Here is a 16,961-nt window from a genome sequence, read left to right on the forward strand (position 1 = left end):
CGGGCCATCACCTCTGGTGTCCGAGTCGGATGCGGGGGTCGAGCCAGCCGAGCAGCAGGTCCGAGATGAGCGTGCCGATGACGGTGACGACGCTGAGGATCATGATGATCGACCCGGCCAGGTACATGTCCTGGGACTTGAGCGCGCCCAAAAGGATCGGGCCCAGCGTCGGCAGGCTCAGGATCTGGCCCACGACGATGTCGCCGACCAGCAGCAGCGGCAGGATCCAGCCGATCGTGGAGACGAACGGGTTGAGCGCCACGCGCAGCGGGTAGCGGCGCAGCAGCGGCCCCTCGGGGACGCCGCGGGCGCGGGCGGCCGTCACGTACGGGCGGCGCAGCTCGTCGAGCAGGTTGTTGCGGATGATCCGCACCAGTCCCGCGACGCCGCCCGTACCGATGACGATCATGGGAATCCACAGGTGTCCGAACAGGTCCAGGAGCTTCCCGAGGTTCCAGGCCGCGTCGCACCACTCCGGCGAGCACAGACCCGAAGGGACCGACCCGAACCAGGTCACGCTGAAGTAGATGAACACCAGCGCGATCAGGAAGCTCGGGGTGGCCAGTCCCAGGAAGCCGACGGTGGTCACCGCGTAGTCGCCGATCGAGTGCTGCTTGACCGCCGAGTACACGCCGATCGGGAACGCCAGCGCCCACGTCACCAGGAGGGTGATGAGGGAGACCGCGAGCGTCCAGCCCAGGCGCGGGGCGATGACCTGCGCGACGGGCTTGTCGAACTCGAAGGACATGCCCAGGTTGCCGTGGGCGGCGATCTGCGTGAACCAGTGCCAGTACTGCTGGACGAGGTTGCCGTCCAGCCCGTACCTGACCCGCAGGTTCTCCACGTCCTGCGGGCCCAGGCCCTGGCCCTGCTGGTTGTACTTGGCCTGGAGGGCCGTCACGAAGTCGCCCGGCGGCAGGTTGATGATGACGAACACCACCAGCGAGATCGCCAGCAGCGTCGCCGCCATGTACAGGACGCGGCGACCCAGGTATCGAACCACTGTGCTTCCCTCAGGCTAGGCTTCGAGGTACCACTGCTCGGGCGCGGCGGGGCCGGGCGTCCCGTAGGTGGGGTTCTCGGGCATCGCGCCGCCGGTGTTCTTGAGCGCGTTGGCGACCACGGCCCAGGCGCCCTGGCCGCGGACGGTGCCGATGGCGAGGAACTCCTCCTTGGCGATCGCGAGGATCTGCTTGAAGATCTCGTCGCGCGCCGCCTCGTCGGGCTCGGCCTTGAGCTGGTCGTAGAGGTCCCACTGCTCGGTGATGAACGCGGGCGGCTCGGCGACCATGGCCTCCTGGGTGGTGCCGAGGGTGTACTGCTCGGACCACTGGCGGCCGAAGAACGAGCCGCCGCCGGGGCCTGCGGCCATGTACCAGTAGACGGAGATGGTCTCGTCGATGTAGCCGCCGTCGCCGGTCCACACGGTGAGGTCGTAGTCGAACTCGTTGACGAGGTTCTGCCAGTTCTCGCGCGGCTGGCCGCCGATGTTGAGCTTGACGCCGACCGCGGCCCACATGTCCAGGATCATGTCGAGGGCGTTGACCCAGACGGTGCCCAGGAGGGCGTCGTCGGCGACGATCACGGTGAACTCGAGGCGGGTGCCGTCGGCGGACTCGCGGACGCCGTCGGAGCCGGTGGTGTAGCCGGCGTCGTCGAGGGTCTGGTTCGCCAGGTCGGGGTCGAACTCGGTGTACTGGGTGTCGAAGGCCTCGTCGTAGAACCGGGACTCGGGCCGCGGGGCGGCCTGGGCGGGTTCGCCGACGCGGTTCCACAGGACGTCGATGAGCTCCTGGCGGTCGATCGCGTGGGACATGGCGATGCGGAACTGCTTGTCGCTGAAGACCTTCCGCAGTCCGGCGTCGCGGTGGTTCATGTTGAACGCGAGGTTCATGTCGCTGGAGTAGGTCGAGTCGAGGTCGACGACGGTGTAGTCGCCGTTCGCCTCGCCGTCCACGGCATCGGCGCGGTGGGCGTTGTCGTTGAAGTGTCGCGAGTGGAACTGGTAGTCGCCGTTGATCGCGTGGGCGAACATGGTCTCGACGTCGGCGATGATGTTGAACCGCACCTCGTCGAGGTAGGGCAGCTGGGAGCCCTCCTCGTCGACCTTCCAGTAGTAGGGGTTGCGCTCGAACTGGGCGTAGTCGGCGTCGGAGATGGGCTTCTTGCAGCTCCACGGCAGGAGGGTCGGCAGGTCGGCGTTCTCCCACAGGAAGTTCCAGAGGTTGCCCTTGGAGGTGAAGCGGGCGACCCAGCCGTCGAAGCCCTCGTCGAGGGACTCCTGGTCGGCGTTCTCGTTGAAGTCGAGGTGGAACTGCTCCAGGTAGTGGCGCGGGTACATGGTGAAGCGCTGGCCGGAGGTGCCGGCGGCCATGTCGTCGCGGAAGAGGGGCTTGGGGCTGTTGAACTTGACGACGAAGGTGAAGTCGTCGACGATCTCCAGTTCGACCGGCGTGCCGTCGATGGAGCACAGCTCGGTCGGGACGCCTTGGGTCAGGTCGGGGTTGAGCGCGACGTTGTTGTAGGCGAAGTCGACGTCGGCGGTGGTCAGCGGCGTGCCGTCCGACCACTTGATCCCTTCGCGCAGGGTGATGGTGAACTCGGAGGCGTCCTCGTTGGCCTCGAACGCGGAGGCGACGTTCATGCGGATCTCGGACCAGTCGCGGGAGCGTTCGAGGAGGTGCCCGTCGTTGATGGTGCGCCACAGCCAGGGGCCGTCGGCGGCGCCGGTGATCGCGGTGTTCCAGGTGCCGCCGTAGGCGCCCATGGATTCAGCGACCTTGATGACGAGGGGCTCCTTGGGGAGTCGCTCCTCGACCGGGGGGAGGTCGCCGGCTTCGACGCGCTCGGCGAGCATCGGGGCCTCGAGGCCCTTGTCGCCGCCCGCGGCGCCTTCGCCCTCGGGGTCGGTGGAGAACCAGGAGCAGCCGGCCGCCGAGGCGGTGACGGCGGCGGCGCCGGTGAGGACGAGTCCACGGCGGCTGAGGGAGGGGTCCCAGTTGAAGACGCCGGTGCGCGGGGGTTCGGGGTTCGTCACGGCGTGGTCGGGTCGGGGCTGCTGAGTGCTCATCGGTGAGCGCTCCTTCCGTGGTCGCACGGCCGGGGCGGCCGTCATGCAGATCTGGGGTGGCAGGCTCGCCGTGCTCATGTACGGCTCGCAGGCTTCGCCGAGGCTGGGGGTCCGGCGGGGTCCTGCACGACCGCGCCGAGTACCGAAACTGTTGCGTCGTTTCCGGAACAGTTCCGAAAACTTTCGGTAATAGCGGTGAGACTACGGCAACACCAAAACAGCGTCAAGGCTGGTAAGTCGCCACAGAGGTCACGATCGGATCACGAATGGCAATCGCATACCACACTTTGGATGGTGAACAGTTTCGGAAGTTTCGCGCACTCGGCGCGATGAAGTGCGGACCTCTCTTGAGGAGGGCCCGGCGACCGGCTGAACCGTTTCAGTTTCAGGGCGATCGGGCTGGGCCGTTTCACGACCGGCGCGGCGGGAGCCCCCGCCGATAGCCCTCCCAGAGGCTGCGCATCACGAAGATCTTCTCGTCGAGCGCGGCGTCGGCCGACATGGCGCGGCCCGAGTAGGGAGCCTGGAGGCGCCACGGCCGCTGCCGGGGGTCGTTGAGGTAGACGACGGGGACGGTCCGCCCGGCGCGGCGCTCGGCGCGGATGTCGGCCACGTCGGTCCAGGCCGCGAACCGCTCGGGACGGCCTTGGGCGCCGTCGCGTTCGAAGCCCAGCGGGTGCATCCCTCGCTCGTCGAGGACGACCCCGCGCCTGCGGGCGCCCGCGTAGGCCACCGCGAACGCGACCGCCGCCGCGACGGCGAAGAGCCCCAGCAGCGTCAGGTGGTACCAGTGGCCGACGGCGAGCATGTACAGCACGGCGGGCACGAGGGCCGCCGCCACGGCGAGGCAGGCGAGGAAGAGGGCGCGGCCGATCACCTGACGCGTCGTCGGACGGAATGTGATCTTGACGGCCACAACCACCCCCACCAGGCTCGTTCCGCTGCCGTTGAGGTGATCGTGCCACGCTGAGCGCGTACGTCAAGCGACAATCCGACAGATACCGGACCAGACACGCTGCGGCTCACGCGTTCGGGTGTGTCAGGCTTGGTGCATGACGACCGCTGGACCCGAGACGAGCAACGACGCGCCCGACCGTCCCGTGCCGGACAGTGCCTCGCCGGACAGCGCTTCGCCGGACAGTGCCTCGTCCAACCGTGCCGCGCCCCGGCGGCGGCTGCGGGTGCGCCGGTCCGCCGCGATCACCGGCGCCGCGTTCGTCGCCTGGCTCACCGTCGCACCCCTTGCCCTGGCGCTCATGGTCGAGCAGCCGGTCTGGGGCGCGGTCTCGGCGGTGCTCGGCGCGGTCCTCCTGTGCGCCCCCGTGGCGATCTCGATCTGGGCCTGGCGCTCGGGGATCGACGTCACCGCCGAGGGCATCGCCGTGCGCGGCATGTTCACCAGCCGCGTCATCGAGTGGGAGCACATCGACGGCTTCGCGACCGGCGACGACGGCGTCGCGGCCATACTGGACGACCAGTCCCAGGTGCGCCTCGACCCGCTCAAGCCCGAGAACCTGCCGCAGGTCCTCAGGATCGGCGGCCAGGAGCTGCGCGACTGAGGTCAGTACCCGTCGGCGACGAGGTTCGCCAGCGGCTCCCCCGCCGCGAAGCGGCGGATCTGCGGCCCCACCGGCGCGTACGCGCGCTCGATCGTGCCGTCCACCGAGGCACCCGCGTGCGGGGTGATGAGCGCGCCCTCCAGGTCCCACAGCGGATGCCCGGCCGGGAGCGGCTCGGGGTCCACCACGTCCACCGCGCACCGCAGCCTCCCCGAGGCGACCTCGGCGACCAGCGCGTCGGTGTCCACGATCGGGCCGCGCGCGGCGTTCACCAGGAGCGCGCCGTCCTTCATGCGCGCCAGGAACTTCGCGTCGACCATCCCGCGCGTCGCATCGGTGAGCGGCAGGGTGAGGACCACCACGTCGAAGTCCGGCAGCAGGCCCTCCACCGCCTCGATCGGGTGGACGCCGGGCCGGGCGCGCCGCGCGGCCTTCTCGACCTCGGCGCCGAGCGCGGCCAGCACGGTCGCCACGCGCTCGCCGATGTCCCCCGCGCCGACGACGAGGACGCGCCTGCCGACGACGGTGGTCGTCCACTCGACCTTCCACTCGTGGCGGGTCTGCTTGCGCGCGAACACGTCGAAGCCGCGCATCGAGGCGATCACCGCGCCCACCGTCCACTCGGCGGTCACCGCGGTGTGGACGCCGCGGGCGTCGCACAGTGCGACACCGGGCGGCATCGCGTGGACCCACACCTCCGCACCGGCGCTGAGGAGCTGAACGGCCTTGAGGCCGGTCATGTCCCGCAGCGGGGTGGTGACCTTCGACTGCGCCAGGAACGGCGGCACCCAGAACGCCACCGACGCGGGGTCGGAGGGGTAGTCCCCGCGCCCGTCGTAGACCTCGACCTCGACGCCCTCGGGCAGCGGCCCGAGCAGGGCGCGCCCTTCCTCATGCGCGATCCAAACCTTCACGGGGACCAGGGTAATCGACGCCTTGGCAACCGGTATCGGGCCCGGTGGGGGCGCCGGGAACGGCTGGGCCGCAAGGCCTCGCGACGGAGCGGGGCCCGGGCCGGATCGGGGCGGGCGCGGGCGTCGGCCCCGGCCTATAGGCTTGGGCCATGCGCAGGTTGCTCTCGGCCGCGACGGCCACCGCCGCCGCCCTCACGCTCGCCTCGTGCTCCTTCGGCGAGCCGCCCGAGCCCGAGGCCGGCGACCCCCCGAACCTCCCGACCCCGTCGAGCGCGCCCGAAGCGCCCGCCACGTACATGGACGTCGTCGCCGAGGGCCTCGAAGTCCCCTGGGGCCTCGACTTCCTCCCCGACGGCACCGCCCTCGTCGGCGAGCGCGCCACCGGGCGCCTCCTGTCCATCACCCTCGCCGAGGACGGCACGCCCGGAGCGCCCGAGGAGCTGCTCACCGTCGAGGTCGACGACGCCGGCGAAGGCGGCCTCCTCGGCCTCGCCGTCTCCCCCGACTACGCCGAGGACCACGCCGTCTACGCGTACTACACGACCGACGAGGACAACCGGATCGCCCGCCTCGACCTCACCGGCGAGAACGACCCCGAACCGGTCCTCACCGGCATCCCCTCGGGCCCCAACCACAACGGCGGCGCCCTCGAGTTCGGGCCCGACGGCCTCCTCTACGCCTCCACCGGCGACGCCGGGAACGGCGACGACGCCCAGGACCCCGAGTCCCTCGCCGGCAAGATCCTCCGCCTCACCCCCGACGGCGAGCCCGCCGAGGACAACCCCGACCCCGACTCCCCCGTCTACTCCCTCGGCCACCGCAACATCGAGGGCCTCGCCTGGGACTCCGCCGGCGCCCTCTACGCCACCGAGTTCGGCCAGGACTTCGCCGACGAGGTCAACCGCATCGAACCGGGCGGCAACTACGGCTGGCCCTACTTCGAGGGCGCCGGCACCGGCGTCGACTACCTCGACCCGGTCGTCTCCTGGGAGCCCTTCGAGGCCTCCTGCGCCGGAGCGGTGTTCGTCGAGGACACCCTCGTCACCGCCTGCCTGCGCGGGCAGCGCCTGTGGATCGTCCAGTTCGACCAGTCCGGCGCGGTCGACGGCGAGCCCCAAGCGACGCTCGTCGCCGAGTTCGGTCGACTACGATCGGTCGCCACGGGCCCCGACGGGATGCTCTGGGTGACGACCTCCAACCGCGACGGCCGCTGCGTCGAGGAGCGCGGCTGCACCGCCGACGAGACCGACGACCGGATCATCCGGTTCGCGACGAGTTACGCGGCCCAGGGCAGGGTATAGAAGGAGGGGGCCGCCGCGGGAGCGGCCCGGGCGGACACCGACGCGGTCCCGCGACGAGGAGGGCTCCACATGAACGACCGTCCCACGGCCACGCGGCGCATCCGGGACGCCGCACGCGCGACCGGGCGCGCCGCGACCGGCGCATGGCGCCGCACGCGATCGTTCGGCTCGCGGCTGCGGGAGTCCAAGGGGGCGCGGAAGGCCGCGATGGGCCTGGCGATCCTCGCCGTCGGCACCGCCGCGGCCGCGGGCGGCCTGGCCCTCGTGGGCGGCACCAAGGCCGACATCGGCCCGTTCGAGACCACCGTGGCGCTGCACCCCGACGTCCACGGCGAGACCATCGTCAACATCCCCCCGCTCGGCAAGGTCGTCTTCGACAGCCACGACGGCCCGGTCGGCCTCAACCTCAAACTCGACTCGGTCGACCCGATCGCGGCCCAGTCCATCATCAACACCCCCGGCGGCGTCACCTCCGCCTCCGAGAGCCTCGCCTCCGACGTCGCCGACGCGGTCACCCGCGTCGCCATCGAAGCGCTCGCGATCGTCACCCTGTGCGGGCTCCTCGTGGGGGCCTTGGCGTTCCGCAACATGCGCCGCACCCTCCTGACCGGCGTCACCGCACTGGCGGTGACGGCCGGGCTCGTCGGCTACGCCGCCGCGACCATGCGCGCCGAGTCGATCTCGCAGCCGCGCTACGAAGGCCTGCTCGCGTACGCCCCCAGCGTGGTCGGCAACGCCGAGGACATCGCCCAGAACTACGAGGAGTACGTGGCGAACCTCCAGAAGTTCGTCACCAACATCTCGCAGTTCTACGCGCTCGCGATGAACATGCCGCAGCTGGGCATCCAGGACGACTCGATTCGGATCCTGCACGTCTCCGACCTCCACCTCAACCCGTCCGCGTGGCACCTCATGGAGTCGGTGGTCGACCAGTTCGACATCGACGCCGTCGCCGACACCGGCGACATGAACGACTGGGGCTCGGAGCAGGAGGCCGCGATCTTCTCCCAGGGCGTCGAGCAGATCGACGTGCCGTACGTGTTCGTCAAGGGCAACCACGACTCGGCCACCACCGTCGCCGCGCTCGCCGCCTACGACAACGTGATCGTGCTCGACGGCGAGGTCCAGGAGATCGCCGGCCTGCGCTTCGCCGGCGTCGCCGACCCGCGGTTCACCCCCGACAAGGGCGCGCAGCCCAGCAGCGAGTACGCCCAGCTCATGCTGGAGGAGTCGGGGCAGCGGCTCGCGGAGGCGATCGAGGCCGCCGGCGGCGCCGACGTGGCGATGGTCCACGAACCGCCGATGGCCGTCCCGCTCACCGGCGTGGTGCCGCTGGTCCTCGCCGGGCACACGCACGCGCGGGCCGTCCAGGACCTCGGCGAGGGCACCACCCTCATGGTCGAGGGCTCGACCGGCGCGGCCGGGCTGCGGGCGTTCGAGAGCGGCGACGACGTCCGCATGGAGATGGACGTCCTCTACTTCGACCCCGTCACCAAGGCGCTCACCGCCTACGACTCGATCTCGGTGGGCGCCGTCGGCCAGACCGACGTGACCCTCGACCGCACGGTCATCCCGACCGAAGACCAGNTCGCCGTATCATTAAAAAACGTGACCCTCGACCGCACGGTCATCCCGACCGAAGACCAGGTCGACGACGCCGAACTCCAGGACGGGGCCGAGACCTCCCCGCCGCCGCAGGACTGACGGGCGGCTCGACTCCGAGCCGATCCTGAGTTCACCCCGGGTTCACTTCAAGCGGACCGGGCTTGACTCGTCGCGTTCCCGATCGAAAGGAGCGCCGATGAGCGGACCCGACGCACCCCCCGCCGAGCCCGGCGACCTGCGCCGCACCGCCAGCGCACTGCACTCGTTCAACCGGTTCGAGATCAAGTACCTCCTCTCCTACGAGGACGTGCCGCGGCTGCGCGAGGAACTGGCCGCGCGCATGGAGGCCGACCCGTACACGCGCCGCGGCGGCTACCCCGTCGCGAGCCTGTACTACGACTCGCCCTCGCTGCGGTACTACTGGGAGAAGATCGAGGGCCTGCGCTTCCGCCGCAAGCTGCGCGTGCGCGCCTACGGCGAGCGCGGCGACCTCACCGACGACTCGCCGGTGTACCTGGAGATCAAGCAGCGGGTCAACCGCGTGACGCAGAAACGCCGCGTCCGCGTCCCCTACCGGCTCGCCCGCCGCCTGTGCGACGACGCGGTCCTCATCGATCACGCCCCCGAGCAGCGGGCGTTCCTGGAGGAGGTCCTCGGCCTGGTCGAGGGCCACGGGCTGCGGCCCACCGCGATCACCGCCTACCAGCGCGAGGCCTACCTCGGCTCGGACGCCGACCTGGGCCTGCGCGTCACCCTCGACCACCGGGTGCGCGGGCGCGACCGCGACTTCCACTTGGGCGCCGAGGTCGAGAACCGGCTCATCATCCCGCCGCACAAGGCGGTCGTGGAGGTCAAGGCCAACGAACGGGTCCCGTACTGGGTCACCGACACGGCCGCGCGCCTGGGCATGTCCGTCGTGCGCATCTCCAAGTACTGCCAGAGCATCGAGGCGCACGGGCTGGCCCCGCGCTCGGTGTTCCACGTCCCGACCGAGGACGACCACTCGGTCCGCTCCAGGGCCGAAGCGACCGCTTCCCTCTAACCGAAACAGAAAGCGACCATGGACTTCCTCACCGGTTTCAACGACCTCTCCGCGGAGTTCAGCGTGGCGGACATCGCCATCTCGCTGACCCTCTCCTTCATCCTCAGCTGCGCGATCGGCGTCGTCTACCGCCGCACGCACCAGAACGTCTCCTACAGCCAGTCCTATGTGCAGACCCTCATCGTCATGGGCCTGGTCATCTCGGTGATCATGCTCATCGTCGGCTCGAACGTGGCGCGGGCCTTCGCGCTCGTCGGCGCGCTCTCGATCATCCGGTTCCGCAACGCCCTCAAGGAGACCCGCGACGTCGGGTACATCTTCCTGGTGATGGGCGTGGGCATGGCCTGCGGCACCCGGTTCTACCTGCTGGCGATCATCGCCACCGTCGTGGTGTGCCTGGTGCTGCTCATCATGCACCGCTTCAACTGGTTCCACCACAACGTGCAGCGCCAGGTCGTCAAGGTCCACGTGCCGACCGACGAGGACTACACCGGCCGCATCGACGACGTGCTCATCCGCAACACCGACGAGTTCGAGCAGGTGAGCATGGAGACGATTCGCGGCGGCGCCCTGATCGAGACCACGTACACCGTGCGCCTCAAGAAGGGCAGGACACCGGCCGGGCTCCTCGGCGAGCTGCGCGACGTGACCGCGGGCCAGCAGGTGACCGTGCTGACCGGTTACGACCAGACGGACCTGTAGTGGCGGCCGGAAGCCTGCGGCACCGCATCCCGGTGCGGCTGCGCCACCACTGGAGGCTCATCGCGGGGTCGGTCGGGCTCGTCGCGGTCCTCGTCCTCGTCGTCGGGACCGTGCGGGCGACCGCGCTGGTGTACTCCGACGCGAACGAGGGTTTCGTGGTCACGAACGACGTGGGGAACGACGTGGACCTGTTCGACACGTCGGTGGCGCACGAGATCTCGCTGTCGTACGACGAGGGCGACTACGACGAGATGGTCGAGGCCTTCGAGGACTCCGGCGAGAAGGGCTGGATCAAGGCCGACGTCACGATCGACGGCGTCACCGTCCATGACGTCGGCATCCGGTTGAAGGGCAACTCGACGCTCTCGGCGCTCGGCGGCGGCATGTCGGCGGGCGGCGAGGAGGGCGGCTTCCCCGGGGGCGGCGAGATGCCGGAGGGCATGGAGTTGCCCGAAGGCATGGCGGCGCCCGAGGACGGCGAGATGCCCGAGGGCATGGAGTTCCCCGGCGGCATGGGCGGTTCGACGCTCAGCCTCGACGACCCCGAGGGGCTGCCGTGGCTGGTGGACTTCTCGAAGTACGTCGACGGGCAGGTCTACCAGGGCAACAGGCAGATCAGTCTGCGGGTGGACTCGTCGATGGGCGGCGGCGGCGAGGGGACCTCGCTGAACGAGGCCGTGACGCTGGAGCTGCTGGAGGCGAGCGGCCGGTCCTCGTACGACTGGACCTATTCGACGGTGTCGGTGAACGGCGGCGAGGCCGTGACGCGCCGGGTCGTGGACATCATGGACGTGACCTGGGCCGAGGACGAGTACGGGGAGGACGCCGGGGTGCTCTACAAGGCGCTGTCGACCGGTTCGTTCACGTACCAGGGCGCCGACCCCGAGGAGTACGAGGACGACTTCAAGCAGTTGAGCATGGAGGGCTCCTACGACGCGCAGCCGCTCATCGACTTCCTGGAGTGGCTGGGCGAGGCCGACGACGCGACCTTCGACGCGGAGCTGGGCGACTGGGTCGACGTCGAGTCGTTCGCGGCCTACACGGCGTTCCAGAACCTCGTCGCGAACGGCGACGACATGGCCGGGCCGGGTCAGAACTACTACCTCTGGTACGACTTCGAGACCGGGCTCATCTCGATCCTGACCTGGGACGTGGACCTGACGCTCCAGAGCGCCGACCTCTCGCCCGAGGACACCGCCTCGCTCGGCGGCATGGGCGGGGGCGGCTTCGGCGGCGGGCAGGAGGGCGCCGAAGGCGAGGCGCCCGAGGGCGCGGCCGAAGGCGGCGAGATGCCGGAGGGGATGGAGTTCCCTGGGGGCGGCCAGATGCCGGAGGGCATGGAGATGCCCGAAGGCATGGAGTTCCCTGAAGGCGGTCAGATGCCCGGCGGCGAGGACGGCGGGTTCGGGGGCATGGGCGGCAACGAGCTCAAGGAGCGGTTCCTCGCGTCCGAGGCGTTCCAGGACGAGTACGACGCCGCCTACCTGGGGCTGTACGACTCGCTGCTGGCCTCGGGCGCCGCGCTCGACGCCGTGGCGACCGCGCAGGCGGCCGCGGAGCTGAACGGCGCGGACGCCGCGTCCTCGGCCGAGTCGCTGGCCTCGATCGTCCAGCAGCGCACCGAGTTCCTCGCCGGAGAACTCGCGCGGTAGAAACGGGAGGGCCCCTGACGCGGCACGGCGTCAGGGGCCCTCCGTTCGCGCTTCAGCCGGTCAGGACCGGACCGAGGACCAGGGCGGCGACCGAGAAGTAGATGAGCAGGCCCGTGGCATCGCACAGGGTCGAGACCATCGGGGCCGAGACGAGGGCCGGGTCGATGCCCACCTTCTTCGCCACCAGCGGCAGCAGCGAGCCGACGAACGTCGACCAGGTGCAGATGACCAGGAGCGTCAGGGCGATGATGAGCCCTATGTCCCAGCCGTAGACGAACCCGACGACGGGACCGCCCACGGCCGCGAGCATGACGCCGAGCAGGAAGCCCACGCGCGACTCGCGCCAGGTGATTCGGAAGGCGTCGGAGAAGCGGACCTCGCCGACGGCCATGGCGCGGATGATCGTCACCGAGGCCTGCGAGCCGGAGTTCCCGCCGGTGCCGGTCAGCAGCGAGATGAAGACCGCGAGGACCGTGACGTTGGCGAGGTAGGTCTCGTAGTAGTTGAGCACCGTCACCGTGAGCGAGGCGGAGACTGCCAGGACCAGCAGCCACACCGCGCGTTTGCGCGCGAGCATGAACACGCCCGCCGAGAGGTAGGGCCGCTCCAGGGGCTCGGAACCGCCGGCGCGGACCGCGTCCTCGGTGTCCTCGGCCTCCAGGACCTCCATGGCGTCGTCCCAGGTGATCATCCCGACGAGGCGCTCCTCGTGGTCGACCACGGCGAGCGCGATGAGGTTCGCCTCCTGGATGAGGCGGGCGGCCTCCTCCTGGTCGGTGTCGGTGGAGACCTGGTAGTGCTCGTCGGCGATGAGGTCGGTGACGAGCGTGTCGGGGTCGGCGCTGACGAGGTCGGCGAGGGTGACGGTGCCGAGGAGCTTCCGGTGCCCGTCGACCACGGGAAGGACGTCGAGGTGGCGGGGGCGCTCGCGCAGGTGCCTGATCCGCTCGATGGCCGCCGCGGCGGTCATCGACGCGCGCAGCGACACGTAGTCGGGGGTCATGATGCGCCCGGCGGACTCGGGCTCGTAGCCCAGCAGCTGCGCGGTGGTGCGCCGGTCGGAGGCGCTGAGCTGGGACTGGAACCGGGTCGCGACCTTGGCGGGCATCTCGTCGAAGAGCTTGGCCCGGTCGTCGGTCTCCATCGACTCCAGCAGCTCGCGCACGAAGTCGGTCTTGAGCCCGTCGAGCAGCTCCTGCTGGTGGACGGGGTCGAGCTCCTCGAAGACGGCGAGCGCGCGGTCCTTGTGGAGCAGCCGGAACCGGAGTGCCTGTTCGGCCAGGTCCATGCGGGGCAGTTCTTCGGCGAGTTCGACGGTCGAGGTGTCGGCGAGTTCCAGACGGAGCGCCGCGAGTTCGTCCACCGCCGCGGGCGAGATGGGCTGAATGGTCGTTGCCATGCGTCAGCCGCCTCCTAACACGAGGAAAGGGCCGTGCCGCTCACCTCGCGTCAGTAGATACGCGCAGGTCAGGTCGCCCGCTTCACGATAAGAGGGCGCGAGGCACGGTGAAAGGAAAATGGGAAGAACACGTCGGTATCTCGACTAGATCCGGGGTCGTCGCCCATGGCCCTCACCTCCTCGGGTCGCAGTGCGTCTGGCCGCTTCAGGGTACCCCTCCCATGTGAACAACATCGCTTCCTGGGGTTCCCAGAGACTCGCAGCTCACACCGGGACTGAACGGACAGTGAACGCGAAAGGGCCGGATCTGTCGATCCGGCCCTCGCTGTGGTGGACTAGCTCAGCTTGTCCAGGATGATCTGACGGACCGTGGCCGCGTCGGCCTGGCCCTTGGTGGCCTTCATGACGGCGCCGATGAGGACGCCGGCGGCGGCGTGGGTGCCGCCGCGGATCTTGTCGGCGACGGCGGGGTTGGCGGCGATGGCCTCGTCCACGGCGGTCTCGAGGGCGCCGGTGTCGGAGACGACTTCGAGGCCGCGCGCGGCGGCGACCTCGGCCGGGGAGCCCTCGCCGGCGAGGACGCCGTCGATGACCTGGCGGGCGAGCTTGTCGTTGAGGCGGCCGTCGTCCACCATGCCCTGGAGTTCGGCGACCTGGGCGGGCGTGACGGCGAGGGCGGCGAGCTCGTCGCCGGTCTCGTTGGCGTGGCGGGAGAGTTCGCCGAGCCACCACTTGACGGCGCCGGCGGCGCCGGCCCCGGCGGCGATGGTGGCCTCGATGAGGTCGACGGCGTCGGCGTTGACCACCGACTGCATCTCCTTGTCCCCCAGGGCCCATGCGGCCTGGAGGCGCTCGCGGCGCTTGCGCGGGAGCTCGGGGAGCGAGGCGCGCAGCTCCTCGACCCACTCGCGGGAGGGCTCCATGACGGCCAGGTCGGGCTCGGGGAAGTACCGGTAGTCGGTGGCCTCCTCTTTGGAGCGGCCGGGACTGGTCTCGCCGGTGGCCTCGTGGAAGTGGCGGGTCTCCTGGAAGATCCGCTCGCCGGAGTCCAGGAGCGCGGACTGGCGGCGCACCTCGTAGCGCACGGCCCGCTCGACCGAGCGCAGCGAGTTGACGTTCTTCGTCTCGGTACGGGTGCCCCACTCCTCGCCGGGCCGGTTCAGCGAGAGGTTGACGTCGCAGCGCAGGGAGCCCTGCTCCATGCGGACATCGGAGACACCGAGGGAGCGGACGATGTCGCGCAGCTCGGCGGTGTAGGCGCGGGCGACCTCGGGGGCGAGCGCGCCGGTCCCGGGGACGGGCTTGGTGACGATCTCCACGAGCGGGATGCCCGCCCGGTTGTAGTCCACGAGGGACTCGGTGGCGCCGTGGATGCGGCCGGTGGCGCCGCCGACGTGGAGGGTCTTGCCGGTGTCCTCTTCGAGGTGGACGCGCTCGATCTCGACCCGGTAGGTCTCGCCTTCCACGACGACCTCGACGAAGCCCTCCTCGCAGAGGGGCTCCTCGTACTGGCTGGTCTGGAAGTTCTTCGGCATGTCCGGGTAGAAGTAGTTCTTGCGGGCGAAGCGGGTCCACTCGGCGATGCGGCAGTTGAGCGCGAGGCCGATCTTGATGGTGGCCTCGACGGCGGCGCGGTTGGCGACCGGCAGGGCGCCGGGCAGGGCCAGGCACACCGGGCAGACCTGCGTGTTCGGCTCGGCGCCGAAGGCGGTGGCGCAGCCGCAGAACATCTTGGTGCGCGTGTCGAGTTCGATGTGGGTCTCGAGGCCGAGGACGGGCTCGTAGGTCTCGACGGCCTGCTCGAAGGTGTTCAATTTGGTCACGTGCTAGTTCCCTTCGATCTCGGGCGCGGTGTCGGCGAGGAGGACGTCCTGGGTGGACTCCAGGGCGGCGGCGACGCGGTAGGTGACGTCGTCGCCGAGGACCGGGCCCATGACCTGGAGGCCGACGGGCATCCCCTCGGAGAGGCCGACGGGCACGGAGACGGCGGGGCCGCCGTACATGTTCGTCGGGATCGTGTAGAGGTCGGCGAGGTACATCTGGTACGGGTCGCCGGTGCGGGCGCCGAACTCGAAGGCGACGAACGGCGTGGTCGGGCTGACGATGGCGTCGACCGACGCGAAGGCCTTCTCGAAGTCCTGCTTGATGAGCGTGCGGACCTTCTGGGCCTTGCCATAGAACGCGTCCACGTACCCGGCGCTGAGCGCGTAGGTGCCGAGGATGATGCGGCGCTTGACCTCCGGGCCGAAGCCCGCTTCGCGGGTGAGGCTCATGACCTCTTCGAGCGAGTGCTTGCCGTCGTCGCCGGCGCGCAGGCCGTAGCGGACGCCGTCGTAGCGGGCCAGGTTCGAGGAGGCCTCGGACGGGGCGATGAGGTAGTAGGTCGGCAGCGCGTACGCGAAGGACGGGCAGGAGACCTCCACGATCTCGGCCCCGAGCTTCACGAGCTGCTCCACGCCCGCTTCGTAGGCGGCGATGACGCCCGGTTCGGCGGCGTCGGCGCCCTCCTTGAACTCCTTGACGACGCCGAGCCTGACGCCGGTGAGGTCGCCGGTCGCGCCGAGGCGGGCGGCCTCCACGACGGGCGGGACGGGCGCGTCGATGGAGGTCGAGTCGCGCGGGTCGTAGCCGGAGATGACCTCGTGGAGCAGCGCGCCGTCGAGGGCGTTGCGCGAGACCGGGCCCGGGGTGTCCAGTGAGGACGAGAAGGCGATGAGCCCGTAGCGGGAGTTGCCGCCGTAGGTGGGCTTGGCGCCGAAGGTGCCGGTGACGGCGCCGGGCTGGCGGATCGAGCCGCCGGTGTCGGTGCCGATGGCGAGCGGGGCCATCTTCGCGGCGACCGCGGCCGCGGAGCCGCCGCCGGAGCCGCCGGGGATGCGCCCGGTGTCCCACGGGTTGCGGGTCGGGAAGTACGCGGAGTACTCGGTGGAGGAGCCCATCGCGAACTCGTCCATGTTGGTCTTGCCGAGGATCGGCATCCGCGCGGCCTTGATGCGCTCGGTGATCGTGGCGTCGTAGGGCGGGATCCAGCCTTCGAGGATCTTCGAGGCGGCGGTGGTCGGCAGGCCCTTGGTGACCACGACGTCCTTGACGGCGATCGGGACGCCCGCGAGCGGGCCGAGGTCCTCGCCCGCGGCGACGGCGGCGTCGACCTCGGCGGCGACGGCGAGCGCGCCTTCGCGGTCGACGTGCAGGAACGCCTTGACGGTGCCGTCGACGGCCGCGATGCGGTCGAGGAACGCGGTGGTGACGGCGACGGAGGTCAGGCGGCCCTCGCGGATGTCCGCGGCCAGTTCGGCGGCGGTGCGGTCGATGATGCGGTCGGTCATCAGGCCTCCTCGTCCAGGATGCGCGGGACACGGAAGCGGTCCTCGGCGGTGTCGGGGCCGCCGGCGAGGACGGCGTCGCGGGGCAGGGACGGCTGGGGCTGGTCTTCCCTGAACACGTTCACCAGCGGCACCGCGTGCGAGGTCGGCTGGACGCCGTCCGTGTCGACGTCGGCGAGCGTCTTCATCGATTCGAGGATGACGTCGAGCTGGCCGGCGAAGGCGTCGAGCTCGTCATCGGTGACTTCGAGGCGGGCCAGCCGCGCCAGGTGCGCGACCTCCTCGCGTGAAATCGTACTCACGACAGGTGTTTCCTAACGGTTACTAGCTGCGGGAAGACCAGTCGAGTCTAGGCCGTGCGCGGCGCGGGCCCGAGGCGGGCACCGTGGAG

The 16,961-nt window shown here is 70.3% G+C and carries 14 protein-coding genes; 6 read left to right on the forward strand and 8 right to left on the reverse strand.

All coding sequences use genetic code 11. The features are described from left to right. Nucleotides 1–7 precede the first annotated feature (7 nt). From E9998_RS15350 to E9998_RS15360, 3 genes are all read right to left on the reverse strand, one after another. Nucleotides 8–1,003, reverse strand: coding sequence for an ABC transporter permease (locus E9998_RS15350; RefSeq protein WP_136530579.1), 996 nt, complete (start codon nt 1,001–1,003; stop codon nt 8–10). Between the two features lie 15 nt (nt 1,004–1,018). Further along, complete coding sequence (locus E9998_RS15355; protein ID WP_136530580.1) at nt 1,019–3,070, reverse strand: ABC transporter substrate-binding protein; 2,052 nt, start codon at nt 3,068–3,070, stop codon at nt 1,019–1,021. A gap of 409 nt (nt 3,071–3,479) precedes the next feature. Next, nucleotides 3,480–3,947 carry a hypothetical protein gene (locus E9998_RS15360; protein WP_136530581.1) on the reverse strand — a complete coding sequence of 156 codons (468 nt, stop codon included), beginning with the start codon at nt 3,945–3,947 and terminating at the stop codon, nt 3,480–3,482. 175 nt (nt 3,948–4,122) lie between these two features. Here E9998_RS15360 and E9998_RS15365 point away from each other — a divergent pair, with 175 nt between their 5' ends. Further along, nucleotides 4,123–4,629, forward strand: a complete 507-nt coding sequence (locus tag E9998_RS15365; protein ID WP_136530582.1) for a PH domain-containing protein — start codon at nt 4,123–4,125, stop codon at nt 4,627–4,629. Between the two features lie 2 nt (nt 4,630–4,631). On the opposite strand, the gene E9998_RS15370 is transcribed toward E9998_RS15365, so the two are convergent. Further along, entirely contained in the window at nt 4,632–5,543 is a 912-nt protein-coding gene (locus tag E9998_RS15370; RefSeq protein ID WP_136530583.1) for a 2-hydroxyacid dehydrogenase, read from the reverse strand. 149 nt (nt 5,544–5,692) lie between these two features. Between E9998_RS15370 and E9998_RS15375 the strand changes: the two genes are divergently transcribed. From E9998_RS15375 to E9998_RS15395, 5 genes are all read left to right on the forward strand, one after another. Further along, on the forward strand, nt 5,693–6,844 hold the full coding sequence (locus E9998_RS15375) for a PQQ-dependent sugar dehydrogenase (protein WP_136530584.1): 1,152 nt from the start codon (nt 5,693–5,695) through the stop codon (nt 6,842–6,844). Nucleotides 6,845–7,672: 828 nt separating this feature from the next. Beyond that, nucleotides 7,673–8,548 (forward strand): metallophosphoesterase family protein, encoded by an 876-nt coding sequence (locus E9998_RS27230; RefSeq protein WP_476729802.1) that lies wholly within the window; start codon nt 7,673–7,675, stop codon nt 8,546–8,548. Between the two features lie 97 nt (nt 8,549–8,645). After that, nucleotides 8,646–9,491, forward strand: coding sequence for a polyphosphate polymerase domain-containing protein (locus tag E9998_RS15385; RefSeq protein WP_136530586.1), 846 nt, complete (start codon nt 8,646–8,648; stop codon nt 9,489–9,491). A gap of 18 nt (nt 9,492–9,509) precedes the next feature. Continuing rightward, a complete protein-coding gene (locus E9998_RS15390; protein WP_136530587.1) occupies nt 9,510–10,193 on the forward strand; it encodes a DUF4956 domain-containing protein in 684 nt (227 codons plus the stop codon). Further along, a complete protein-coding gene (locus tag E9998_RS15395; protein WP_204745466.1) occupies nt 10,193–11,845 on the forward strand; it encodes a CotH kinase family protein in 1,653 nt (550 codons plus the stop codon). The genes E9998_RS15390 and E9998_RS15395 overlap by 1 nt, the downstream gene beginning before the upstream one ends. Nucleotides 11,846–11,897: 52 nt before the next feature. Here the strand turns inward: E9998_RS15395 and mgtE are convergent, their stop codons facing one another. From mgtE to gatC, 4 genes are all read right to left on the reverse strand, one after another. Beyond that, nucleotides 11,898–13,244, reverse strand: a complete 1,347-nt coding sequence (gene mgtE, locus E9998_RS15400) for a magnesium transporter (RefSeq protein WP_136530588.1) — start codon at nt 13,242–13,244, stop codon at nt 11,898–11,900. 335 nt (nt 13,245–13,579) lie between these two features. Continuing rightward, nucleotides 13,580–15,067 carry an Asp-tRNA(Asn)/Glu-tRNA(Gln) amidotransferase subunit GatB gene (gene gatB, locus E9998_RS15405; protein ID WP_136530589.1) on the reverse strand — a complete coding sequence of 496 codons (1,488 nt, stop codon included), beginning with the start codon at nt 15,065–15,067 and terminating at the stop codon, nt 13,580–13,582. A 3-nt stretch (nt 15,068–15,070) separates the two neighbouring features. Continuing rightward, nucleotides 15,071–16,573, reverse strand: coding sequence for an Asp-tRNA(Asn)/Glu-tRNA(Gln) amidotransferase subunit GatA (gatA, locus tag E9998_RS15410; protein ID WP_136530590.1), 1,503 nt, complete (start codon nt 16,571–16,573; stop codon nt 15,071–15,073). Then, nucleotides 16,573–16,872 carry an Asp-tRNA(Asn)/Glu-tRNA(Gln) amidotransferase subunit GatC gene (gene gatC / locus E9998_RS15415; RefSeq protein WP_136530591.1) on the reverse strand — a complete coding sequence of 100 codons (300 nt, stop codon included), beginning with the start codon at nt 16,870–16,872 and terminating at the stop codon, nt 16,573–16,575. Before gatC ends, gatA begins: the two co-directional genes overlap by 1 nt. Nucleotides 16,873–16,961 lie beyond the last annotated feature (89 nt).

The sequence above is a fragment of the Glycomyces paridis genome (assembly GCF_004912155.1).
Taxonomy (GTDB): domain Bacteria; phylum Actinomycetota; class Actinomycetes; order Mycobacteriales; family Micromonosporaceae; genus Glycomyces; species Glycomyces paridis.

Bases quoted from the DNA above. Each gene is read 5' to 3' on its own strand.
- E9998_RS15375 (WP_136530584.1), top strand. From the start codon at position 5,693: ATGCGCAGGTTGCTCTCGGCCGCGACGGCCACCGCCGCCGCCCTCACG.
- E9998_RS15390 (WP_136530587.1), top strand. From the start codon at position 9,510: ATGGACTTCCTCACCGGTTTCAACGACCTCTCCGCGGAGTTCAGCGTG.
- mgtE (WP_136530588.1), bottom strand. From the start codon at position 13,244: ATGGCAACGACCATTCAGCCCATCTCGCCCGCGGCGGTGGACGAACTC.
- E9998_RS15365 (WP_136530582.1), top strand. From the start codon at position 4,123: ATGACGACCGCTGGACCCGAGACGAGCAACGACGCGCCCGACCGTCCC.
- gatA (WP_136530590.1), bottom strand. From the start codon at position 16,573: ATGACCGACCGCATCATCGACCGCACCGCCGCCGAACTGGCCGCGGAC.
- E9998_RS15355 (WP_136530580.1), bottom strand. From the start codon at position 3,070: ATGAGCACTCAGCAGCCCCGACCCGACCACGCCGTGACGAACCCCGAA.
- E9998_RS15385 (WP_136530586.1), top strand. From the start codon at position 8,646: ATGAGCGGACCCGACGCACCCCCCGCCGAGCCCGGCGACCTGCGCCGC.